We start from the raw sequence: 22,016 nt of genomic DNA, 5'->3' as shown, positions 1-22,016 counted from the left end.
TTAGCGACTAATCAGATCGCACAAACTGGACTGAGTTCCCTTCCTCCGGTGATCTACTATTCGGAACAGCTATTTAGTTGTCGAAGTAAGCCAAGGTGTATAAATTTTTCTTTTGTCTGCTCTCGTAAAGCATCAGAGGGGACAATGACTAGTGTTTTTTTGAATTTTCCAGCAACAACGATGGAGAGGATTGTCTCTGTTTTACCTGTTCCTGTGGGCATTACAATCGTTGCTGCTGCTTTTTCTTCTGATTTGGCAAACCCAAGCGCGGCAAAAATGCCACCAATTTGAGGTGGCCTAAGCCCTTTTGTTTTTTTGCTATCATCTAGCTCTTTAAATAAAAAACTTGCAGAACACCAAGAATTGAATATTTCATCGCAAGACTGATCGATCTCGTCAAGAGGTAGCCAGCTTAACGAGCTATTTCCTATGTTTTTTTCAAAAAGTGAAGCCATCTTATAGTCCTTGCTTTAGATGTTTTATATATAAATACCTATAGATAAACCTGTTGTATTCGATTGTGAGGCGTAATCGGACGTTCGAGAAATAAGGTGTTATTACGGTGAAATACTCACTGTCGGGCATTCGATATAAAGCTGTTTCCCAATAGGCATATCTACCACTTGTCGCTGTACTCACCAAGATTTTTTCACCTATGCAACCATCTTGATGAGGTCTGTTGCATAGGTGCGACAATCTGATCTCGCCATGGGGTGGGCGAGGGGTTGGCTCTGAGAGAACAGCCCTCCCGACCCTGACCCCGCAAACACAAGGTCATGGTCAATTAACTGGCCTCGGTGCTGCGGGTTGGGTGTTGCCCCCCTGTTGTTCGCCGAGGTGAGGGCACAAGGTCAGGAGCGCCGTCATGGACGACGGCGCAGACGCAGGCGGTACAGGGATGTACCGTCTGCGTCGTTCTGCCAGACCTTTTGCCCGAGCCGAGGGAACCCGACGCAGGAGGGCGAACAAGTAGGGGTGGCCTTTCTTTTGGTGACTTTTCTTTGGCCACGCAAAGAAAAGTCACTCGCCAAGCCGCGCAGCGGCGGCGAAACCCCATCGAGGACGGAGTCCTCGTGTCCTGCATGGCGAAGCCATGCCAATTAGACGGCGATATTTCGCCAAGCAATGCCGTTACCCACCCCTCACCCTAGCCCTCTCCCCCAAGGTGAGAGGGGAGCAAACCGAAGTCTCCGAGGCTGGCGGGCGAAACCCCGTCGAGGACGGAGTCCTCGTGTCCTGCATGGCGAAGCCATGCCATTCACACGTGGGGCGGCATTCGCCAGGCAATGACGTTACCGACCCCTCACCCTAACCCTCTCCCGCAAGGGGGGAGGGGATGGTTACCGCGGACGATTACGCTTCGCTAATCGACCCTACCGACCCTACCGACCCTACCGACCCTAGAGGCGTAGCAATGCCAAATGACGGCGAGTGACCCCACACCTTGACCTTCTCCCCCAAGGGGAGAGGGGATGGTGACCGTGGGCGAATACGCGGCGGGAATCGACCCGGCACCCAGGGGCGAGGGCAGGGTTGTGTCCCTGTGTTTCGCATGGCGACGCCGTTTCGCATGGCGACGCCGTTTCGCATGGCGACGCCGCTTGGGGTCCGGTTATGCCAAAATGTGAACAAATCGATCTTTCCCCCGGTCAATCGTGGTCTCCCGCTTGTCGGGCCCGCCCCGAGTTGGCTAAGGTGGTCGCCCATCAGATGCACGCAGTTGTGGAGGTAGGCATGGACAAGTTATTGCTGGCGCTCTCGGAGCAAGTGATCAAGGCGCGGGATCTGGAGAGTCTGACCCGCCCTTTGCTGGAAATGCTGGCGTCGGTGACCGGGCTGGAGTCGACCTATCTCACCGAGATTGACCTCGGGCAAAGCAGCCAGCATGTTCTGTTTGCCCGCAATGTGGCCGGGCTGCAGATCCCCGAGGGGATGACGGTGGAGTGGAGCGATACCCTGTGTCGCCGTGCCATCGACGAAGAGATTGGTTACACCGATGACGTCGCCGCTCTGTGGGGGGACTCCCAGGCGGCCAGCGAGCTCGGCATTCGCTCCTATCTGAGCAGCCCGGTGCGCACCTCGACCGGCTCCCTCTATGGCACCCTGTGCGGCGCCAGTACCGAACAAAAACCCGCGGTGGCGGGGGCGCAGCAGCTCATCGCCTTCTTCGCGCACCTGATTGCCGAACAGGTGGAGCGGGAGCAACTGCTGCGGCAATTGCAGCAGGCCAACGACGAGCTCTCGCGCCTGGCCCTCTCCGATCCCCTCACCGGGCTCCCCAACCGCCGCGCCCTGATGCTGGAGCTCACCCGCCTCTTCTCGTTGTCGGAGCGGGCGGGGCATCCGGTGCTCATCGCCTTTGTGGATCTCGATGGCTTCAAGGCCATCAACGACGAGTATGGCCACGAGGCGGGGGACAGGCTGCTCACCGCCATGGCGCGGCAACTGAGCGAGACCCTGCGTGGCGGCGATCTGCTGGCCCGCTTTGGGGGGGACGAGTTCGTGGCCGTGGGCATGGGGCCTTTCCCGGACGCCGACACGCTGGACGGGGCGGTGGCGGCGTTTCGCCAGCGCCTGTTCGAGCACAGCGTGCTGTCACTGCCGGTGGGGGACAAGGTGATCCATTATCCCGGTGCCAGCGTGGGGGCGGTGGCCGTGATGCCGGCCGAGGTCAGCGTCGAGGAGGCGCTGAACCGGGCCGATGCGAGCATGTATGCGGTCAAGCGCCAGCGCCGGGCCGCAGGGGAGGGCGGGAACCCGCCTCCTTCCAGTCAGGTGTCTGCCCCGCGATAGCAGCGGGGCGGGTTGAGAGGGCACAGGGTGGCGCGTCCACCCGGGTGCCAGTCTGTTTTCCCTTTTATCAGTTCGGAGCCCATACCATGGTTCATCTTCTTGCCCGCCGTGTGCGCGCCCTTGCCGGGCGGGCGGCCACCCTGGTGGCCGGACTCTGCGAGTTTCAGCAGCGCATCTGGGTGGTCAGCATCGTCAAGGAGTCCTACACAGATACCTTCGTGGTCAACGAAGGGGGCTTCGAGGAGCCCTTGCAATGGATGCGCCGCAAGGGCTACAGCGCCGAGATGCTGGCCAGGGTGGAAGCCATGGCCCGATCCCAGGTGCTCCAGCTCGAGTGCGCCGGGCAGCATCACCGTCTGATGCGGGTGAAATAGGGGCGAAGCCGCCCCCGGATGGCCTGCGCGGCACCGCCGCTCGGGCATCGACCACATATACTGCCGCCTTCTTCGTGTCAGACTGGGTAAATGGGTCGCCAGTTATGATTTTTCCGTGGTTCTCTCCGGTTTCAGACCGCCGGAGTAGACGCAAATCGCGGAGTTGTAGCTGTTGAAGGTGACCGCGTAGTTGAAATCGCAGAAATAGGCCGGGTGCTTGGTGGCGACAATGTCCCCCGCCTTGCATTTGTCCTGCATCCCCTCCACCAGGGTGTCGTTGTTTGACCCGAGACAGGCCTTGCCGGTGGTCTTGTCACCGCCGCAGGCCATCAGAAGGGCGCAGACCGAGAGACTCATCAACCATTTCGCTGTGTTGTGCATGTGTGTTCCCAAGAGATCGGAGAGATGGCGGGGAAGGGCGTGAGCGCGGCGCTGCCCGATGAAGGCGGTCGGTGGGCACGCTGCCGCCCCTGACTGTCGCTGCCACCGTGCGCCCTGCCCCTTGCCGTGAAAAAGGGGCCAACAGGATCCTACACCCTATATTACGGACCCGGGACGGTCTGCGTCACCCCTTGTCGTTGCAAGTGGTGAACATTAAACGGGTTTCGTGCGCTGGCTCAAAGGCGGGCCGGGGCCTTGGCGGCCCCGGAGGGGGAAGGGGTCAGGGGGAGGGGAAGTATTTGTGTTGGAGCTGCTGGCCAGCACCTGGGTCAGGCCGATCTGGAACTCCCTGACCAGGGCATCGTCAACCGGGTGGCTGAAGGCGAAGCAGTACTGCTCGGAGCTCAACATCCAGCGCACCTCGAACTGGGCGGGATCCAGCTGCTGGGTCTTGATGAGATCCAGCAGGGTGGATTTGTTGCTGGAAATCAGCTCGACCCGGCCTGAGGTGAGCATGCGCAGGGCCTGGGAGAGGCGGTTGGCGGTCATGATCTTCTGCTCGTCGAAGCCTGCGTTGAGCAGCAGTTGCTCCCCCACATCGGATCTCACGGCGCCTATGGTGTAGCGCTGGGCATCTTCCAGCCTGGTCAGGGTCAGGGGCGACTGGCGAGCCCCATCAGCACTATCTCGGCATAGCCGATGGGGCAGGCCCACTTGAACAGGGGATTGCGTGCCTCGGTGCGGGCGGTGGAGAAGAGCACCACATTGGGTTTCTGGGTCAGCAGGTAGTAACCCCTGGCCCAGGGGAGGATGCTGACGGGCTGGACAGGGGTGCCGGTCTTTTGCCACACCAGGTGCAGCAGGTCGATGGCAAAGCCGGTCGGGGCGCCATCCTCCCCGGTGAAGTTGTAGGGTTTGTACTCTTCGGTGAGGTAGTGCAGGCTGGCGAGCGCCGGGCTGGCCTGGGTCGCGGGAGTGCCCCAGACCATGGCCGCGAGGGCGGCGCAGGCGACCAGTCTGCGAAGGGGGACTGCAATGTCTATGTTCATCCTGACTGTCCTGCTGCCGAGTGCCCAGTTTCAAGTGTTGCCAAGTCACGGCGTTTCGCCACCCGGCGCAGGCGTTATCCGCCGGGGGCCGTCATCATCTTGCCACTCACAACCGGGTCGGCGCCCCCTTTTTACCAGGCCGGGCGGGTGTGACCCAGGGGGGTGAACGCCTCATCCCTCAGCCCCACCAGCAGGGTGTTGCCATCCTCTTGCAGGCGAAACTCGCCGTAGCGGGCCGACTCATACTGATCTCCCGTGCCCTCTTCGAAGAAGAAGGCGTCAGGCCCGATAAACCACTGGCCGTCGCGCTGGCGCACCTTGAGCAGACGCTCCCCCGGGCCAGGGGCTTCGGGCTTGCCCCCTTCCACCCAGTGCACAACCTGATGTTCATCCAGGCGAACGACCAGGGTGTGGGGGCCGACGGCGGCCTGGCGGCCCGCCAGCTGGCGGGCGAGGGCGTAGTTCAGGCGCATGTAGTCCCCCTGCATCAGGGAGCGGGGGTCGACCGGTGCCAGCTCGATCAGCACCACCTCCCCCTGGCTCATGGCGTGCTCGAAGCGCCAGACGGTGGCGTTGATGCCGGCGAGCAGGGCAAGACCGGTCAGCAAAAAGGCGAGGCGTCTCATGAGGGGCTCCTGTGGTGAAGGTGCTTGAGCCACTGACGGGTACCGAGCAGCAGGGCCCCCGAGGCGAGCAGCAGCCAGGACTTGGTCATCAGGGTCAGCCCCAGATCGTAGTAATAGAGGGAGCCAAAGCCGAGCAGCAGGAGGCCTGCCAGGGTCATCAGGGCCAGGCTGCCGGCGTAGAAGCCGAGCACCAGCACCAGGGCGCCAGCCCCCATGCCGGGAATGATGGCGCTGATCACCACCAGCGGCAGCCCGTAGCGCAGCGGCAGCCTGAGGCGAACCATGACCGCGAGCAGCAGGGCGGCGCAGAGCAGGGGATTGAGCCAGAGGGGCAGGCGGGAGCTGCCGAGCTCATTGAGCACGCTGGTGCCTCCCTCCCACAGGGGGTGGTGCAGCCGTCCCAGCACCAGCAGGGAGAGTGCCAGCCCCAGGGTGAGGGATTCATAGAGCAGATGGCGGGCGGGATCGCGCTCCGCCTGCAGCCAGCACAGGGCGACGGCGCCCATCACCAGCGGCAGGGCCAGCAGGTGCAGGCCGAGGCAGGCGAGGGCGAGGGTGAGCAGGATGGCGGCGGCGAAGCTGTGGAACAGCCTGATCAGCCAGTGCTCGAACAGGACGGCCACCCCGAGGGAGAAGGCGGTCAGACCGAACCAGAGCCACGCGACGTTCAGATCCAGCCTGTCCAGCAGGCCGTAGAGCAGCCAGGCATCTGCCGCCAGCGCCAGCGCCAGCACGAACTGATCCCAGAGATCGCTGCGGGTCGCCATGCGGTTGAGACCGAGGGCGGCGGCCATCAGCACCATCCCCATGGTGAGGGCGTTGTTGGGGTCGCGGGTCAGCTGCTCGAAGGCCATGAAGAGGAAGAAGAGCAGGAAGAGGGCGGCTATCCAGCCCACCATGCCGAGCAGAAAACGGCCCGACCAGTGGGGCTGTTCATCCCGGGGGGCATCCCCTTCCACAAGTTGGGCAGCACGCAGGCGCTCCCAGGGGGTGAGATCAGACATGCTGCCTCCGTTGTTGTTGCAGCCAGCGGCTGGCCATCACCGACAGGCCGATGGCGATGAGGGCCAGCAGCAAAAAGCCGTTCATGTCCGGCTCCATCCACTTGCCAAGGGCCGCGAGGATCACGGCGATGAGGCTCAGGCACCCCATGGCGAGCCCGGCGATGAACCTGTGGTGCCAGCGCAGGTAGGCGGCGCCGAGCCAGGCGAGCCAGGCAGGCCAGACCCAGGGAGAGGCGGCATCGAACAGGGCCAGCAGGGTAAGCAGGGTGATGCCGAGCCCCGCGGCCAGCCCCGCGAGCCAGGAGGGCATCAGGGCGTAGCGGGCGGGCACCAGGATGAGCAGACCCCAGAGGGCGGCGTTGAGCAGGGTCAGGCACCAGCCGAGGGCCTCCTCGTTGAAGGAGAAGAAGAGATCGAGAAGGCCGAGCCGCCAGTAGAGCACCAGGGCGAGCTGACCGAGCAGCCAGGCCAGGGTCCAGAGCAGCGGGCTTCTGCCAAGGGCCGCCAGCGGCAGCAGCATCAGGGCCCAGGTGGCGAAGAGCTGCCAGGAGTCGGCGCCGGTCTGGTAGGTCTGGCCCACCAGGGCGAGCAGGGCGCCGAGGTTGAGGGCCAGGGCCAGCAGCAGGGCCTGGCGCGGGGTATCACTCATGGGTTTGCGCCAGAGCACCAGGAGCATGGCGAGCAACGGCAGCTCCAGCAGGGCGAGACGTGAGAGGCGCCCAAGGGCCTGCCAGTTGAAGGCGACGAAGAAGACGAGGCCGGCGCCAAGGCAGAGGCAGCCGAGCCAGAGCAGCAGCCTGTCGAACAGCCACTGCCAGCGGGCAGGGCCGGGGGGCAGATCGCACAGGGCCAGGGCGGCAGGCAGCGAGGCCCGTGGCAGGCGGCCGCGCCTGACCCAGTCGAGCAGGGTCTGTCTTGAGGTGAGGTGCATGGGGGCTCCTGAAGCCGTGATGCCTGAAAGATAAGGCATTATGGCACGGCGACGCGTCTTGGGGCAGGGGCGCCGTCGGCGCTGCGACACAGGTCGCGGCACGGGGCCATGTCTTTGCACTAAAAAGGCCCCCGCCGTGAGGAGGGGGCCTGAAGGACATCCGGGGCGGCGGTGGCGATCAGTGCTCACGCTGATCCCCCGCCGGCTTCTATGGAGGTCAGGCGAAGATCAGGGTGGAGATGCCAAGCCCCGCAAAGAGGATGGCGCAGGCAATGCGGATCCCCTTGAGGGGGAGCTTGTCGGCCCCGAGCTTGCCGAGCAGCACCACGGGCACGTTGGCCAGCATCATGCCGAGGGTGGTACCGGTGATCACCTGGATCAGGGAGTCGTACTTGGCTGCCAGCAGCACGGTGGCTATCTGGGTCTTGTCACCGATCTCGGCGATGAAGAAGAGCACGAAGGTGGCCATGAAGGGGCCGTACTTGTCCAGGGAACTCTCTTCATCGTCCATCTTGTCCGGCACCAGGATCCAGGCGGCCATGGCGATGAAGGCGCCAGCGACCAGCCAGGTCATCACCTTGGGATCCATCCAGCGACTGATGAATTCCCCTATCCAGGCGGCCCCTGCGTGGTTGAGCAGGGTGGCAGCCAGCATGCCGGCGATGATGGGCCAGGGTTTGCGAAAACGACAGATGAGCAACAGGGCCAGCAGCTGTGTCTTGTCGCCGATCTCGGCGATGGCAACGCTGATGGTGGAGGTTAACAAGGCTTCCATAAAAATGACCGGGGGACGGAATTGTTATAAACCAAAGACAAGCCTGCGCCATCCGTCCCCGGTTTTGGCACTGGCCCGTCAAAGGTCTTGTCAAATCCGGCATTGCCCGGATCACCCTGACCATGGTGAGTTGGCACCAAGTATGTTGATCAGGATCGCGCACGGAACGGGTCCGTGGCGAGACTACTCCCCCTCGATGGGAGCGGGCATTCTAGGGAAAAACCCCCGGTGAGGCAAGGCGCGGGATGGGGAATTATCCCCCCACCAGCTTGACCTGAAAGCCGGCCTTCTCCAGTTCGGCCTTGATGAGGTCCCGTTTGTCCCCCTGGATCTCGATGACCCCCTCCTTGAGACCGCCGCCGGTACCGCACTTCTTCTTGAGCAGGGTGGCGAGGGCCTTCTGCTGGTCGGCGGGAACGCCGTGGATGCTGATGACCCCGGCCCCCTTGCGTCCCTTGGTCTCGCGGCGGATGCGCACGACCCCGTCGGCGGGGAAGGGGGAGGCGTGCTGGGCGGGGGCGGATTCCTTGATCATGCCGCCGTCCGTGCTATAGACCAGGCGGCTGTTGTTGTCGTGACTCATGGCATTACTTTGTCGGTTAGCTAAGCGGAGTTTGATTTTACGCAAATAAATGTTGAGGGCACAGCTTATAATCCCCCCATTAAAAGCGAATTATTCTTGTTTAACTTCAGGAGCCCGTCATGGTACTCACAGAGCTGTCGCCGGGACAGAGCGCTCGCATCACGCACATGAACCACCTTGGCCGCGCCTTGCGGCGCAAGCTGATGGTGATGGGGCTGCTGCCCCAGACCGAGATCCTCTATCTGCGGGCCGCCCCCCTGGGGGACCCGCTCCAGATCCAGTGCCAGGGCATCTGCCTCTCCATGCAGCGGAGTCTGGCCCAGCAAATCGAGGTGGAGCCGGTATGAGCTACAACCTGGTCACAGTGGGCAATCCCAACAGCGGCAAGACCTCCCTGTTCAACGCCCTGACCGGCTCCCGCCAGCAGGTGGGGAACTGGAGCGGGGTCACCGTCGACAAGAAGATGGGGGCCTTTGCTGCCCGCGGGCAGGAATACACCCTGGTGGACCTGCCCGGCATCTATGCCCTGGCCAACCAGGAGGCGAGCCTGGACGAGCAGATCGCCAGCCGCTTCGTCCAGCGCCAGCAGCCGGATCTGCTGCTCAACGTCATCGATGCCGCCAACCTGGAGCGCTCCCTCTACCTTACCCTGCAACTGCGGGAGCTGGGGCTGCCCATGGTGGTGGTGCTCAACAAGATGGATCTGCTGCAAAAGCGGCGCATCACCATCGACGAGGCCTTGCTCGCCAAGGCGCTGGGGTGCCCCGTGGTGTCACTCTCGGCCCACAATCGCCAGCAGGTGGCGGCCTTCAAAGAGGGGATCCACCAGTATATCGGCCAGTCCCAGCCCGCCCTGGTGCTCGACTACGGTCAGCCCCTCGAGGGAGACATCGCCGAGCTGGAGACTCTGCTCGCCCCCCATCATCTGCATCGCCGTGGTCGCGCCCTGCGCCTGCTGGAGGAAGACATCGCCATGCAGGAGACCCTGGCGGCGGGGCAGCAGGCGGCGGCCGACAACGTGGTGAGCCGCGCCCACCACGCCCAGGACATCGACCTGCAACTCGCTGATTTGCGCTACGGCCATATCCACCACTGGTGCCAGCAGGCGTGCCGTCATCAGGACAAGCTCACCGTCGCCCAGAGCGAACGGCTGGACAGGGTGCTGCTCAACCGCTGGGTGGGCATCCCTTTCTTCCTGCTGGTGATGTACCTGATGTTCATGTTCGCCATCAAGGTGGGTAGCGCCTTCATCGACTTCTTCGACATCCTCGGGGGGGCTCTCTTCGTGGATGGGGTGCACCATCTGCTGGGGCTGATGAGTGCCCCCGACTGGCTGGGGGCCGTGCTCGCGGACGGCGTGGGTGCCGGTTTGCAGACGGTGGCGACCTTCATCCCCGTGGTGGGCTGCCTCTTTCTCTTCCTCGCAGTGCTGGAGAGCTCCGGCTATCTGGCCCGCGCCGCCTTCGTGGTGGACGCCCTGATGCGTCGCCTCGGCCTGCCCGGCAAGGCCTTCGTCCCCATGCTGATGGGCTTTGGCTGCACCGTGCCCGCGGTGATGGCAACCCGGACCCTGGGGTCGGAGCGCGAGCGGCTGATGACCTCGGCCATGGCGCCCTTCATGTCCTGCGGTGCCCGTCTGCCGGTCTACGCCCTGTTCGCGGTGGCCTTCTTCCCCGAGTCGGGGCAGAACCTGGTGTTCGGTCTCTATCTGTTCGGCATCCTGGTGGCGGTGCTCACCGGCCTCTTCCTGCGCAGCACCCTGCTGCCGGGCAAGAGCGACTCCATGGTGATGGAGATGCCCGATTACGAGTGGCCCCGTCCGGTGGACGTGGGGCTGCGCACTTGGCAGAAACTCAAGGGCTTCATCTTCGGCGCGGGCAAGACCATCGTCCTGATGGTGGCGGTGCTGAGCGTGCTCAACTCCCTCGGCACCGACGGCAGCTTCGGCAACCAGGATCAGGAGAACTCGGTGCTGAGCAAGCTGAGCCAGTCCGTGACCCCGGTGCTGCATCCCATAGGCGTGCGGGACGACAACTGGCAGGCCACGGTGGGCATCCTCACCGGCATCTTTGCCAAGGAGGCGGTGGTCGCTACCCTCAACAGCCTCTACGCCGGCGGCGCCGGTGATGAGGAGGAGAGTGAATATTCCCTGCTGGGCAGCCTGAAAGCGGCGCTGGCCACCATTCCCGCCAACCTGGCGGACATCGACCCCGCCGATCCCATGGGGCTCAAGGTGGGGGATCTGGAGGACAAGCAGGCGGCCGCCGAGGCCCAGGAGGTGGACACCTCCACCTACGGCAACATGCAGACCCACTTCGACGGCGTGGCCGGGGCCTTTGCCTACCTGCTGTTCGTGTTGCTCTACATGCCCTGCGCCGCCGCCATGGGGGCTCTGGTGCGAGAGACCGGTCGCCAGTGGGCCCTGTTCACCGCCGCCTGGTGCAACTACGTCGCCTTCCTGTGCGCCACCCTCTTCTATCAACTGGCGACCTTCGCCGCCCACCCGGCGCAGAGCCTTGCCTGGAGCCTGAGCTATCTGCTCTCCCTGGTGCTGCTCTGGTGGCTGGGGCGTCGTCACGGCGACATCGTCGCCCGCAAGGTGGTGACCCTGTGAAGGGGCTCATGGTCAGGGGCGAGTGCGCCGAGAGGGAGGGTATTCTGTGATCCTGCGTGAACTGGGGGACTATCTGGCCCTGCACAGGAAGGTGAGCCGGCGGGCGCTGGCCCGCCACTTCCACACCTCCGAGGATGCGGTAGAGGCCATGCTCGGGGTCTGGATGCGCAAGGGGCGCGTCGCCAAGCGGGAGAGCCGCCTGTGTGGCGGCTCCTGCTGCGGCAAGCACGAAGAGGTGACGTTCGAGTGGTGCGAGCCCGGCCAGATAGGGCTGGTCCAGAAGGGCTGACGCCTGCCCATATGCAAAAGGGAACCCGAGGGTTCCCTTTTTCGTGGCCGCCGGGTCCGGTCTTAGAAGAGGCCGCCCTCGTCCTTGGTGGGCTCCAGGCTCCAGCCGCTCGCCGCCGCGCTGTTGCCTATCTGACCCTTCTCCCGCCAGAGTTTGATCTTGAGGCGCAGGTTGTTCTGGGAGTCCGCGTTCTTCACCGCCTCCTCCTCGTCGATCACCCCCTCGACCACCAGATCGAACAGAGTGCTGTCGAAGGTCACCATGCCAAGGGCCCTGGATTTTTCCATGATCTCCTTGAGGCCGCCAAACTCGCCGCGCTTGATGAGATCGCGCACCGTGTGGGTTCCTAGCATTACCTCCACCGCCGCCCGGCGCCCGCCGTCCGTGGTCTTCACCAGCCGCTGGGAGACAAAGGCCTTGAGGTTGTTGCCAAGGTCGTTGAGCAGCTGGGGTCTGCGCTCTTCCGGGAAGAAGTTGATGATGCGATCCAGCGCCTGGTTGGCGTTGTTGGCGTGCAGGGTGGAGATGGCCAGATGCCCGGTCTCCGAGAAGGCGAGGGCATGCTCCATGGTCTCCCGATCGCGGATTTCACCGATGAGGATGACGTCCGGCGCCTGGCGCAGGGTGTTCTTCAGGGCCGCGTGGAAGCTGCGGGTATCCACCCCCACCTCCCGCTGGTTGATGATGCTCTTCTGGTGGCGATGGACGAACTCCACCGGATCCTCGATGGTGATGATGTGGCCGCCGCTGTTGCGGTTGCGATGATCGATGAGGGCCGCGAGCGATGTGGATTTGCCGGACCCCGTGCCGCCGACGAAGAGCACCAGACCCCGCTTCTCCATGATGGTGTCGAGGAGCACCGGAGGGAGTTTGAGATCCTCAAAGCGGGGGATCTCGGTCTTGATGTTGCGCGCCACCAGGGAGACTTCATTGCGCTGCTTGAAGATGTTGACCCGAAAACGGCCTATCTGGGGCAGGGAGATGGCGAGGTTCATCTCCAGCTCTTTCTCGAACTGCTGTTTCTGCTCGAGATCCATGATGTCGTAGGCGATGCGGGCCACCTCGCCCGGCCCCAGGGGCTTCTGGGTGAGGGGGCGCAGGGCGCCGTTGAACTTGGCGCAGGGGGGGGCGCCGGTGGAGAGATAGAGATCGGAACCGTCCTGTTTGGCCAGGATCTGCAGCATGTCTCTCAATTCCATGAGGGGCCTCGTCGCTCAAAGGGCTGGGGGATGATGAATGGCTTGAGTGTACAGCCTCAGGCGCCGGTCAGTTTTTCGCGGAACACAAAAAAGACCGCGCCCAGGATGCACAGACCCGCCCAGAGGTAGTCCCACTTCAGATCTTCTTTCAGATAGAAGATGGAGAAGGGAACGAACACGGTGAGGGTGATCACCTCCTGCAGGATCTTGAGCTGGCCGACGGAGAGCACGGTGTGGCCGATGCGGTTGGCGGGCACCTGCAACAGGTATTCGAACAGGGCTATCCCCCAGCTCACCAGGGCGGCGATGATCCAGGGTTTGTGATTCATGCTCTTGAGATGGGCGTACCATGCAAACGTCATGAAGACGTTGCTGCAGATGAGCAGGCCGATACTGGTCATGATGGGGTTCATTAGGTTCTCCTTTTAAATCAATGCATTTTATCTCGACTCCATGGGTTTTCATAAGTGGTGCTTGAGGGTATTTTTAGCTCACAAGGATGTAACAAAAGAAGGCGAAAGCTGGATGGGCAAGACAAGCTGGGGTGCGCTTTGTCTGTTGTTTGCCTGCTGGGCGCAAGGTGCGCCGACCCTGACGGTGGCCACCGATGTCTGGCCGCCGTTTCGCATGCTGGCAGAGAACGACGACTTCCAGGGGCTGGATATCGACATTCTGCGCCAGTTGCAGGCACGCAGCGGCATTGTGCTCACCCTCAAACGGGTGCCCTGGGGACGGGCACTCAAACAGATGCAGACCGGTCAGGTGGATCTGATGATAGGGCTGGCTCACACCGAGGAGCGGGCCGCCTTCATCGACTACCTGCAGCCGTCCTATTACCAGTGCCGGCCTGCCTTCTATGGCAAGCCCGCCGCCGTGGCAGGTCTCAGGGGCTACGAGGATCTGCGAGGCCGCGAGATAGGCTATGTGCTCAACTCCGCCTACTTCCCCCCCTTCGATGGCGACACCCAGCTAGACAAGCACGGGGTCCCCACCGAAGACCAGTTGCAGCGCATGGTGGAGCGGGGCCACCTGCCCCTGATGATAGGGACCGACTGCCAGGTGGATTACGCCCTGAGCCAGCGCAACGACGCCGGCCTCGTCAAGGCACCCTTCCAGCCCCCCAACCCGGTGGTGCTCTACCTCGGGATGAGCAAGCACTCACCCCACCACGAGCTGGGCCCCAAGCTGGCGCAGGCGTTGCAAGCCATGGTGGAGAGCGGCGAGATAGCGGCGCTGGCCAAGCCCTACCAGCCTTGACCTTGGGTGGTAACGCGCTGTTATCATGCAGCTTTCCTGCCTGCCCCCCGGCGGGCCTCACTTCTTGGGGATCCCGTGTATCTCGCCCTCATCCGTCGCCAGCAGCGCTGGCAGCGCCGCTGGCTGCTCCTGCTGTCGCTGCTGACCCTGGCCCTGTTCCTGCTCTCCCTCGCCCTCGGGGAGTTCGTGCTGCTCCCCTGGCAGCCGCTGGGGGATCTGGAGCTGCGCATCCTGCTGGAACTGCGCCTGCCCCGCGCCCTGCTGGCTCTGCTGGCGGGGGCCTCCCTTGCCTGCGGTGGTGCCGTGCTCCAGGTGATGCTGCACAACCCGGTGGCGGAACCCGGCCTGCTTGGCGTCTCGAGCGGCGCTGGCCTCGCCGCCATGGTGGCGATGGCGGTGGCCAAGGGGCTCGGGCTCTATCTGCCAGGTTGGGGGTTGTCGCTGGCGGCCTTTGGCGGCGCCCTGGTGGTGACCATGCTGCTCATCCGTCTCGCACGCCGGGCACGGCTCGGCCATGGGCGGCTGCTGCTGTTCGGGGTCGCCATCGGCATCCTTACCAATGCGGCCATGACCTGGCTGATGTATTTCGCCGACGACGGCGCCTTGCGGGAATTCATGTTCTGGATGATGGGCAGCCTCGCCTACGGCAGCCAGCAGCTTGCCTGGTGGTGGCTGGTGCTGCCCCTCACCCTCGGCTGGCTCTGCTGGCAGGGGCGGGCACTGCAACAACTGCTGCTGGGGGAGACCCAGGCCCGCCTTATGGGGTTGAACGTGGACAGCATGCGGGTACGCCTGGTGCTGGCGGTCTGCCTGCTCACCGGGGTGGCGGTCTCCCTGTGCGGCGTCATCGGTTTCGTCGGCCTGGTAGTGCCTCACCTGCTGCGCCTGTGCGGTGGCAGCGATCAGCGCTTCCTGCTGCCCGCCTCGGCGCTTGGGGGTGGCGCCCTGCTGCTCGGGGCCGATCTGGTGGCCCGCTCGGCGCTGCACGCCGGTGAGTTGCCCATCGGGGTCATCACCGCCTCGGTGGGCGCCCCGCTCTTTATCTATCTGCTGCTGAGGCAAGATGCCGATGTGTCCCGCTGATCCCGCCCCCTGGCGGCTGGAGGCCCGCGCCCTGGCCATCCCCCATCGCCTCGCTCCCCTGGATCTCACCTGGTCCGGCGGTCAGCTGGTGGCCCTGCTCGGCCCCAACGGCAGCGGCAAGTCCTCCCTGCTCGGGGCACTGGCGGGCCTGCTGCCCGCCGATGGCGCCGTCTTGCTGGGGGGAGAGGCCATCACGACCCTGAGCTGGCCCGAGCTTGCAACGCGGCGCGCCATGCTGCCCCAGCGCCAGCCCCAGCTGTTCCACATCCCGGTGTTCCAGGTGCTGAGCCTGGGGCTGGAGGAGGGGGGCCCCGATGCCCAGGCGCAGGCGGTGGCGGATGTGTGCGACGCCCTGGAACTGGCGCCTCTGCTGGCACGGGACTTCAGCCGATTGTCCGGGGGGGAGCAGCAGCGGGTGCTGATCGCCCGCACCCTGCTGCAACTGTGGCCAAGCCTCAATCCGATCGGGCGGGTGCTGCTGCTGGACGAACCCCTGGCGGGGCTGGATCTGCATCACCAGATGGCGCTGCTGCGGCTGCTCAAGCAACTGGCCGCGCAGGGATTGCTGGTGGTGGTGGCCATCCACGACATCAATCTGGCCATCGATTGGGCGGATCGCGTGCTCTGCCTGCAACAGGGCCGCGTGGTGGGGGAAGGGGACGTCGGGATCATCGACGAGGCGCTGCTGGAGCGGGTGTTCCAGATCCGCACCGATCGTATCGAGGCGGCCGGCCGCATCTGGTTTATGCCGAGTCTTTGAGGCGGTCTTCCCCCTCATCCCCAGCCCTTCTCCCATTCTTTTAAAACAAGTGGGAGAAGGGAGCCGTTCCGTCGACTACGGATACAGCATTGAAAACCGGCAGAGGCTGAGTGAAGCCAAGGGGGCGAGTGAATCACTGTGGACATGAAAAGAGCCAGGCATCCGTGATGCCTGGCTCTTTTGGTAGAGAGAGCGTTGAGCGGTTGCTCAGGCTTTCTGCTTGTTCAGCCGCACCTGGGCGGCTTCTGCCAGCATGGCCAGCAGGGTTTCGGTGTCACTCCACGACAGACAGGCATCGGTGATGCTCTGGCCGAAGGTGGCGGCACAGCCGTTCTCCACGTCCTGACGCCCTTCCACCAGGAAGCTCTCGGCCATGATGCCGGCGATGCCGGTGCGGCCGCGGCGCAGCTGATCGCAGATATCCTGGGCCACCAGCAGTTGGCGGCGGTGATCCTTCATGCTGTTGCCGTGGCTGAAGTCCACCACCAGGCGCTCCGGCAGGCCCACCTGGGCCAGAGCCTCGCACGCCTCGTCGATGCTGGCGGTGTCGTAGTTGGGCCTGTGGCCGCCGCGCAGGATCACGTGGCCGTAGGGGTTGCCGGCGGTGCGGTAGATGGTCATCTTGCCGTCCTTGTCCGGGGAGTAGAAGATGTGGCTGTGACGGGCGGCGCGCACCGCATCGATGGCGATGCGGGTGTTGCCGTCGGTGCCGTTCTTGAACCCCACCGGGCAGGAGAGGGCGGAGGCCATCTCCCGGTGAACCTGGGACTCGGTGGTGCGCGCGCCGATGGCGCCCCAGGTGATGAGATCGCTGATGTACTGGCCGGTCACCATGTCGAGGAACTCGGTGGCGGTGGGCATGCCGGTCTCGTTGATGTCCACCAGCAGCTTGCGGGCCAGTTTGAGCCCTTCATTGACGTCGAAACTGCCGTCCAGGCGCGGATCATTGATGAGCCCCTTCCAGCCGACGATGGTGCGCGGCTTTTCGAAGTAGGTGCGCATCACGATGCACAGGCTCTCTTTGTACTCTTCACGCAGGGTGTTCAGACGCAGAGCGTATTCGTGGGCGGCGGCAGGATCGTGGATGGAGCAGGGGCCGACGATGACCAGCAGGCGCTGATCTTCACCGGACAGAATGGCTTCCACTTGGCGGCGGGCATCCAGCAGGTTCTGGGCGATGGTGTCGGTTAACGGGAAGGCGTGCGCCAGCTCGCTGGGGGTGATCAGGGCCTCCAGGCGACGGGTGCGCAATTCATCGGTGTGAATGGACATACGACTCAATTCTCGAGTGGATAAGGTGGGCGGGATGCCAAAATGCAAGGGAATAAAATAAAGCAAAAGTCACCCGATGGAAACCTTGGGCGGCTCTGATAGGATGTGAACCCAAAAGCCATTTCAAATGAGGTAGTTATCGTGGCAAAGCCAGGCGCGACCGGGATCACCCGCATCATCAACGCAACCGGTTACAGCATGAAAGGTCTCAAATCGGCCTGGGTCAACGAGGCCGCCTTCCGTCAGGAGCTGCTGCTCATCCTGCTGCTGATGCCGCTGGCATTCTGGATAGGTGACTCCCTCAACGAGATCCTGCTGCTCGTCTGCATCAGCTGGTTGGTGGTGATCGTCGAGGTGCTCAATTCCGCCGTGGAGGCGGTGGTGGATCGCATCGGCTCCGAGCATCACGAACTCTCGGGCCGCGCCAAGGATCTGGGCTCCGCCGCCGTCTTCATCGCCCTGGCCCTCAATGCCCTGGTGTGGGGCGCCCTGGTGGGCCGCAACCTGCTGGGCTGGTGGTAGGTTGCGAGAGCAACCTTTCTCCTGACATAAAAAAGCCCGTCATCACGACGGGCTTTTTGCTGCGCAGATAAGGGCTTATCAGTGCAGGATCCGGGCACGGATGGTGCCATTGATCTCTTTGAGACGGGCCAGGGCCTTCTCGCTGTGCTCGGTTTCGACGTCGATGACCACGTAACCGATCTCGCTGCTGGTCTGCAGGTACTGACCGGCGATGTTGATCCCCTCGTCGGCGAAGATCTGGTTGATCTGGTTCATCACGCCGGGCTGGTTGCGGTGAATGTGCAACAGGCGGCTGGAGCCCTTGTGGCCGGGCAGGGAGACTTCCGGGAAGTTGACCGCGGAGAGGGTGGAGCCGTTGTCGGAGTATTTGACCAGCTTGTTGGCCACTTCCAGACCGATGTTCTCCTGGGCTTCCTGGGTGGAGCCGCCGATGTGGGGGGTCAGGATCACGTTGTCCAGGCCGCGCAGCGGGGTGAGGAACTCCTCGTCGTTGGACTTGGGCTCCACCGGGAAGACGTCGATGGCGGCGCCGGAGAGGTGGCCGCTCTTGATGACGTCGGCCAGGGCGTCGATGTCCACCACGGTGCCGCGGGAGGCGTTGATGAAGATGGCGCCCGGTTTCATCATGCGCAGTTGCTCTGCACCGATGAGATCCTTGGTGGAGGCGGTTTCCGGTACGTGCAGGCTGATGACGTCAGACATGTTGAGCAGCTCCACCAAGTTTGGCACCTGGATGGCGTTGCCAAGGGAAAGCTTGTTCTCGATGTCGTAGTAGTAGACCTTCATGCCGATCATCTCGGCGATGATGCCAAGCTGGGTGCCGATGTGGCCGTAGCCGATGATGCCGAGCTTCTTGCCGCGGGCTTCGACGCTGCGGTTGGCCAGCTTCTCCCAGACGCCGCGATGGCACTTGGCGTTCTTCTCGGGAATGCCGCGCAGCAGCAGCAGGATCTCCCCCAGTACCAGTTCGGCCACGGAGCGGGTGTTGGAAAAGGGGGCGTTGAAGACGGGGATGCCGCGCACGTGGGCGGCGTTGAGGGAGACCTGGTTGGTGCCGATGCAGAAGCAGCCGATGGCCACCAGCTTGGTGGCGGCATCCAGCACCTTCTCGGTGATCTGGGTGCGTGAACGCAGGCCCACGAAATGCACGTCACGAATGCGCTCGATCAACTCCTCTTCCGACAGGGACGTCTTCAGATATTCCACATTGGTGTAGCCGGCTGCCCGAAAGGTCTCCACCGTATTGGGATGGACTCCCTCCAGCAGCAGTACCTTGATCTTATCCTTGTCCAGCGAAAACTTGGCTGTCATGACGTTCCCTCTATTGTTTTGAAAAATGCGTTCAGGCTTGCAGTGTGAAGAAAACCGTAAAGTAGCAAAAACGTTTGGGAGAGGGAATATTTGTGACGAAAGTCAAATTCTTTGAAGTTATCAACGATTGTTGCAGATGTGCTGCTACAAGCCATTGAGGGATAACCAGAAACGGCGCCATGAGGCGCCGTTGTCCATTTGGGGCAGTCAGATTGACTGACCCGGGCGGGGGCTTGCCCGGAGGGAGAGGTCCGGGGAGCGGGCCTTAGTTGGTGATCACACCCTCGGGGGTGCCGATCAGCACAACGTCGGCGCCACGGTGGGCGAACAGGCCGTTGGTGACCACGCCCACGATGCTGTTGAGGCGGGTTTCCAGAGCCTTGGCATCGGTGATGGCCATGCCCTTGACGTCCAGGATGATGTTGCCGTTGTCGGTCACCACCCCTTCACGCCACACCGGGTTGCCGCCAAGGGCGCGGATCTCGCGGGCCACGTATTCGCGGGCCATGGGGATCACTTCCACCGGCAGGGGGAAGGTGCCCAGCACGTCGACGGTCTTGGTGTTGTCGATGATGCAGATGAACTGGTCGGCCACGGCGGCGACGATCTTCTCGCGGGTCAGGGCGGCACCGCCCCCCTTGATCATGTCGCGACTGGCGTTGATCTCGTCGGCACCATCCACGTAGACGGAGAGGGCATCGATGTCGTTGAGGTCAAACACCGGGATGCCGAGACCCTTGAGGCGCTCGGTGGAGGCGATGGAGCTCGACACCGCGCCCTTGATCTGGTCTTTCATGGTCGCCAGTGCGTCGATGAAGTGATTGACGGTAGAGCCGGTGCCCACCCCGATGATGGTGCCGGGTACCACGTATTTGAGCGCAGCCCAACCGGCCGCCTTCTTCATTTCATCTTGAGTCATGATGGATCCTTATGGAAAAAGCGGGCGCATTATATCCAAGCATCCCCCCCAGAGCGACCATGGTGCTCACGTTCCGGCGCAAAAATCCTCAAGATGTAAATCGTTTGCCTGTTTATTGAACCGAAGGGGGCGCCCCCGCCTCATCAGGCAAAGTGCCAGCTGCGGCTGGGGGTGATGATCTGGGGGAGCGGCACGTCCCACTGCTCCCGGGGGACGGCATCCACCTGCTGGCAGTCGTGGGCGAGCCCCAGAGGTCTTGGGCCGAGCTGGTGCTCGTGCCAGCAGGCGAGGGTGCGATCGTAGTAGCCGCCCCCCATGCCGAGGCGGTTGCCAGCCTCATCGAAGGCCACCAGCGGGGTGCAGATGATGTCCAGCATGCTGTGGGGCAGCACCTGCTGCACGTCGAGCTCGGGCTCGGCGATGCCGTAGCGGTTGCGGGTCATGGGGGTGGTGGCGGTGTAGCGCAAGAAGAGCAGGTGACCCGGGGTGAAGGGGTGTAGCACCGGCAGGTAGACCTCCTTTTGCCGGGCCCACAGCCAGTGGATGGCGGGCAGGGGATCGAGCTCCCCATCGTTGGCCAGATAGAGGGCGATGCGCCTGGCCGCGAGGATGCCGGGGTGTTCCTGGAAGCGCTCGACCAGCTGCTGGGCCGCCGCCTGCTGCTCGGCCTGGCTAAGGCTTTTTCTGCGCTGGCGAATGAGCTGGCGCAGGTTCTGGCGTTCGGGTTGGGTATCCGGCATGGGGACTCCTGGGCAAAGGTGGGCTGGCGCTACCTTAGCAAGGGGCCGACGGGATGAAAAGCCGATGGCGGGGCCGCCAGCCGGGCGGCCCCTGAGGTCGGGCGTCAGGAACGGTGGGGGGCGGGAGCCACTGCGCCCATCTGGTGCTTGAGGAAAACGGCCACGATGGCGGCCAGGGCCAGCGCCATGGGGTAGAAGCTCATGCTCACGACCAGGATCGGCGAGAGGGCGAAGATGGAACCCAGCAGCAGCGCCTGGGCGCCCCAGGGAATCAGCCCCTGTACCACGCAGGAGAAGATGTCCAGCATGGAGGCGGCGCGGCGCGGGGTGACCCCGTGATGGTCCGCCAGATCCCTGGCCACCTTGCTCGCGACTATGATGGCCACGGTGTTGTTGGCGGTGCACAGGTTGGTGAGGCTCACCACGCCGGCGATGCCGAGCTCGGCCGCCTTTTCGTTCTGCTCGCCATCGTGGTGGCGGGTGAAGCGGGCAATCAGGGCGGCGATGCGCTCACTTATCCATGCGAGCCCCCCCTGGCGTTCCATCAGGGCACCCAGACCGCCGATGAGCATGGAGAGCAGGAAGATCTCCTGCATGCTGGTAAAGCCCTGATAGATGTCCTTGCTGAACTGGCCGAGGGAGTAGCTGCCAAGCAGCCCCACGCCACCGGCCGCCAGGATGCCGAGCCCCAGTACCATGAAGACGTTCATGCCAGAGAGGGCCAGCACCAGGATCAGCAGATAGGGGGCGACCTTGAGCAAGTCCGCCCCGGCGGTGGGGGCCGGCGCTTCACCGGTGGAGCCCAGCACCAGATAGAGCAGGATCACCAGCACGGCGGCGGGGGCGGCAATCTTGATGTTCTCGCGAAACTTGTCCTTCATCTCGCAGCCCTGGCTGCGGGTGGCGGCGATGGTGGTGTCGGAGATGATGGAGAGGTTGTCCCCGAACATGGCGCCGGAGAGGATGGTCCCCGCCATCAGCATCGGATCGATGCCGGCGGCCTGGGCGACGCCCAGCGCCACCGGTGCCACGGCGCCGATGGTGCCCATGGAGGTACCCATGGCGGTGGCAATGAAGGCAGAGATGAGGAAGAGCCCCGGCAGCAGGCACCAGCCCGGAATGAGGGAGAGGCCGAGGGCGACCGTGGCATCCACCCCACCGGTGGCCTTGGCCACGGTGGCGAAGGCGCCCGCCAGCAAATAGATGAGGCACATAGCCATGATGTTGCTCTCGCCCACCCCCTTGAAGAAGGTCTCGAGGTTCTTGTTGAACCCCTCGCGTCCCATCAGCAGGGCCAGCATGACGGCAGGCAGGGAGGCAACGGGGGCGGGGAGCTGGTAGAAGGCAAACTCGACCCCCTGCAGGGTCAGCCAGGTACCGGTTCCGATGAAGAGGGCAAGAAAGACCAGAAGGGGCAGCAGGGCTCTGGCACGGGGTTGGGTCTGGATCATGTGTTCCTCGAAACTTGAACAATGACCTCCTGTCGTTGCCTGTGGCGCCTCCGGGGTGGGCACAGGGCGGGCATCCTGCCACC

General features: G+C 63.6%; 23 protein-coding genes and 1 pseudogene. 9 read left to right on the top strand and 15 right to left on the bottom strand.

The genetic code is table 11. The annotated features are described in order from the left end of the window. Window positions 1-56 precede the first annotated feature (56 nt). Window positions 57-455 carry a DEAD/DEAH box helicase family protein gene (locus PG879_RS07565; RefSeq protein ID WP_270829983.1) on the bottom strand — a complete coding sequence of 133 codons (399 nt, stop codon included), beginning with the start codon at window positions 453-455 and terminating at the stop codon, window positions 57-59. A gap of 1,279 nt (window positions 456-1,734) precedes the next feature. Between PG879_RS07565 and PG879_RS07560 the strand changes: the two genes are divergently transcribed. Further along, window positions 1,735-2,793, top strand: a complete 1,059-nt coding sequence (locus PG879_RS07560; protein ID WP_270829982.1) for a GGDEF domain-containing protein — start codon at window positions 1,735-1,737, stop codon at window positions 2,791-2,793. 86 nt (window positions 2,794-2,879) lie between these two features. Beyond that, window positions 2,880-3,167: a hypothetical protein gene (locus tag PG879_RS07555; protein ID WP_039041204.1), complete on the top strand. Its 288-nt coding sequence runs from the start codon at window positions 2,880-2,882 to the stop codon at window positions 3,165-3,167. A 102-nt stretch (window positions 3,168-3,269) separates the two neighbouring features. Here the strand turns inward: PG879_RS07555 and PG879_RS07550 are convergent, their stop codons facing one another. From PG879_RS07550 to PG879_RS07520, 7 genes and pseudogenes are all read right to left on the bottom strand, one after another. Continuing rightward, on the bottom strand, window positions 3,270-3,548 hold the full coding sequence (locus PG879_RS07550; protein ID WP_029314742.1) for a hypothetical protein: 279 nt from the start codon (window positions 3,546-3,548) through the stop codon (window positions 3,270-3,272). Window positions 3,549-3,828: 280 nt separating this feature from the next. After that, a pseudogene (locus PG879_RS07545) lies at window positions 3,829-4,537 on the bottom strand (substrate-binding periplasmic protein). A gap of 191 nt (window positions 4,538-4,728) precedes the next feature. Continuing rightward, complete coding sequence (locus PG879_RS07540) at window positions 4,729-5,223, bottom strand: GDYXXLXY domain-containing protein (protein WP_210557291.1); 495 nt, start codon at window positions 5,221-5,223, stop codon at window positions 4,729-4,731. Beyond that, entirely contained in the window at window positions 5,220-6,227 is a 1,008-nt protein-coding gene (locus PG879_RS07535; RefSeq protein WP_270662843.1) for a DUF4401 domain-containing protein, read from the bottom strand. The genes PG879_RS07540 and PG879_RS07535 overlap by 4 nt, the downstream gene beginning before the upstream one ends. Then, window positions 6,220-7,158 (bottom strand): DUF2157 domain-containing protein, encoded by a 939-nt coding sequence (locus tag PG879_RS07530; protein ID WP_180911026.1) that lies wholly within the window; start codon window positions 7,156-7,158, stop codon window positions 6,220-6,222. Before PG879_RS07530 ends, PG879_RS07535 begins: the two co-directional genes overlap by 8 nt. Window positions 7,159-7,375: 217 nt before the next feature. Next, on the bottom strand, window positions 7,376-7,933 hold the full coding sequence (locus PG879_RS07525; protein WP_010675206.1) for a TMEM165/GDT1 family protein: 558 nt from the start codon (window positions 7,931-7,933) through the stop codon (window positions 7,376-7,378). A 253-nt stretch (window positions 7,934-8,186) separates the two neighbouring features. Beyond that, window positions 8,187-8,516, bottom strand: coding sequence for a translation initiation factor (locus PG879_RS07520; RefSeq protein ID WP_042864056.1), 330 nt, complete (start codon window positions 8,514-8,516; stop codon window positions 8,187-8,189). A 119-nt stretch (window positions 8,517-8,635) separates the two neighbouring features. Here PG879_RS07520 and PG879_RS07515 point away from each other — a divergent pair, with 119 nt between their 5' ends. Genes PG879_RS07515 through PG879_RS07505 form a run of 3 tightly spaced genes read left to right on the top strand, consistent with a single transcriptional unit; the run spans window position 8,636 to window position 11,419 of the window. After that, window positions 8,636-8,863 (top strand): FeoA family protein, encoded by a 228-nt coding sequence (locus PG879_RS07515; RefSeq protein WP_010675204.1) that lies wholly within the window; start codon window positions 8,636-8,638, stop codon window positions 8,861-8,863. After that, window positions 8,860-11,130, top strand: coding sequence for a Fe(2+) transporter permease subunit FeoB (gene feoB, locus PG879_RS07510; RefSeq protein WP_223915883.1), 2,271 nt, complete (start codon window positions 8,860-8,862; stop codon window positions 11,128-11,130). Before PG879_RS07515 ends, feoB begins: the two co-directional genes overlap by 4 nt. Window positions 11,131-11,176: 46 nt before the next feature. Then, window positions 11,177-11,419, top strand: a complete 243-nt coding sequence (locus PG879_RS07505) for a FeoC-like transcriptional regulator (protein ID WP_223915881.1) — start codon at window positions 11,177-11,179, stop codon at window positions 11,417-11,419. A 62-nt stretch (window positions 11,420-11,481) separates the two neighbouring features. Here the strand turns inward: PG879_RS07505 and tapW are convergent, their stop codons facing one another. Together tapW and PG879_RS07495 are read right to left on the bottom strand one after the other, a co-directional pair. Continuing rightward, window positions 11,482-12,618 carry a type IVa pilus ATPase TapW gene (gene tapW, locus PG879_RS07500; protein WP_223915879.1) on the bottom strand — a complete coding sequence of 379 codons (1,137 nt, stop codon included), beginning with the start codon at window positions 12,616-12,618 and terminating at the stop codon, window positions 11,482-11,484. Between the two features lie 56 nt (window positions 12,619-12,674). Further along, window positions 12,675-13,031, bottom strand: a complete 357-nt coding sequence (locus tag PG879_RS07495; protein WP_010675200.1) for a DMT family protein — start codon at window positions 13,029-13,031, stop codon at window positions 12,675-12,677. A 112-nt stretch (window positions 13,032-13,143) separates the two neighbouring features. Between PG879_RS07495 and PG879_RS07490 the strand changes: the two genes are divergently transcribed. The 3 genes from PG879_RS07490 to PG879_RS07480 all read left to right on the top strand — a co-directional run bounded on the left by PG879_RS07490 (window position 13,144) and on the right by PG879_RS07480 (window position 15,718). Beyond that, window positions 13,144-13,875 (top strand): substrate-binding periplasmic protein, encoded by a 732-nt coding sequence (locus tag PG879_RS07490; protein ID WP_270829981.1) that lies wholly within the window; start codon window positions 13,144-13,146, stop codon window positions 13,873-13,875. Window positions 13,876-13,950: 75 nt separating this feature from the next. Beyond that, window positions 13,951-14,958 (top strand): vitamin B12 ABC transporter permease BtuC, encoded by a 1,008-nt coding sequence (gene btuC / locus PG879_RS07485; protein ID WP_039041213.1) that lies wholly within the window; start codon window positions 13,951-13,953, stop codon window positions 14,956-14,958. Further along, entirely contained in the window at window positions 14,945-15,718 is a 774-nt protein-coding gene (locus tag PG879_RS07480) for an ATP-binding cassette domain-containing protein (protein ID WP_180911718.1), read from the top strand. The genes btuC and PG879_RS07480 overlap by 14 nt, the downstream gene beginning before the upstream one ends. A gap of 207 nt (window positions 15,719-15,925) precedes the next feature. Here the strand turns inward: PG879_RS07480 and PG879_RS07475 are convergent, their stop codons facing one another. Further along, on the bottom strand, window positions 15,926-16,990 hold the full coding sequence (locus PG879_RS07475) for a 3-deoxy-7-phosphoheptulonate synthase (protein WP_042014687.1): 1,065 nt from the start codon (window positions 16,988-16,990) through the stop codon (window positions 15,926-15,928). Window positions 16,991-17,131: 141 nt separating this feature from the next. On the opposite strand from PG879_RS07475, the gene PG879_RS07470 reads away from it, so the two are divergent. Then, window positions 17,132-17,512: a diacylglycerol kinase gene (locus PG879_RS07470; protein WP_052816484.1), complete on the top strand. Its 381-nt coding sequence runs from the start codon at window positions 17,132-17,134 to the stop codon at window positions 17,510-17,512. Window positions 17,513-17,590: 78 nt separating this feature from the next. On the opposite strand, the gene serA is transcribed toward PG879_RS07470, so the two are convergent. The 4 genes from serA to PG879_RS07450 form a co-directional block, all read right to left on the bottom strand. Continuing rightward, on the bottom strand, window positions 17,591-18,823 hold the full coding sequence (gene serA, locus PG879_RS07465; protein ID WP_270829979.1) for a phosphoglycerate dehydrogenase: 1,233 nt from the start codon (window positions 18,821-18,823) through the stop codon (window positions 17,591-17,593). 265 nt (window positions 18,824-19,088) lie between these two features. Continuing rightward, window positions 19,089-19,742: a ribose-5-phosphate isomerase RpiA gene (gene rpiA, locus PG879_RS07460; RefSeq protein ID WP_270829978.1), complete on the bottom strand. Its 654-nt coding sequence runs from the start codon at window positions 19,740-19,742 to the stop codon at window positions 19,089-19,091. Window positions 19,743-19,885: 143 nt separating this feature from the next. Continuing rightward, window positions 19,886-20,482: a 5-formyltetrahydrofolate cyclo-ligase gene (locus PG879_RS07455; protein WP_039040382.1), complete on the bottom strand. Its 597-nt coding sequence runs from the start codon at window positions 20,480-20,482 to the stop codon at window positions 19,886-19,888. Between the two features lie 104 nt (window positions 20,483-20,586). Beyond that, window positions 20,587-21,933: a Na+/H+ antiporter NhaC family protein gene (locus tag PG879_RS07450; protein ID WP_270829977.1), complete on the bottom strand. Its 1,347-nt coding sequence runs from the start codon at window positions 21,931-21,933 to the stop codon at window positions 20,587-20,589. Window positions 21,934-22,016: the final 83 nt, after the last annotated feature.

Source organism: Aeromonas sp. QDB63, assembly GCF_027707425.1.
GTDB classification, from domain to species: domain Bacteria; phylum Pseudomonadota; class Gammaproteobacteria; order Enterobacterales; family Aeromonadaceae; genus Aeromonas; species Aeromonas caviae.
This window is presented reverse-complemented; position numbering and strand designations above follow the sequence as displayed.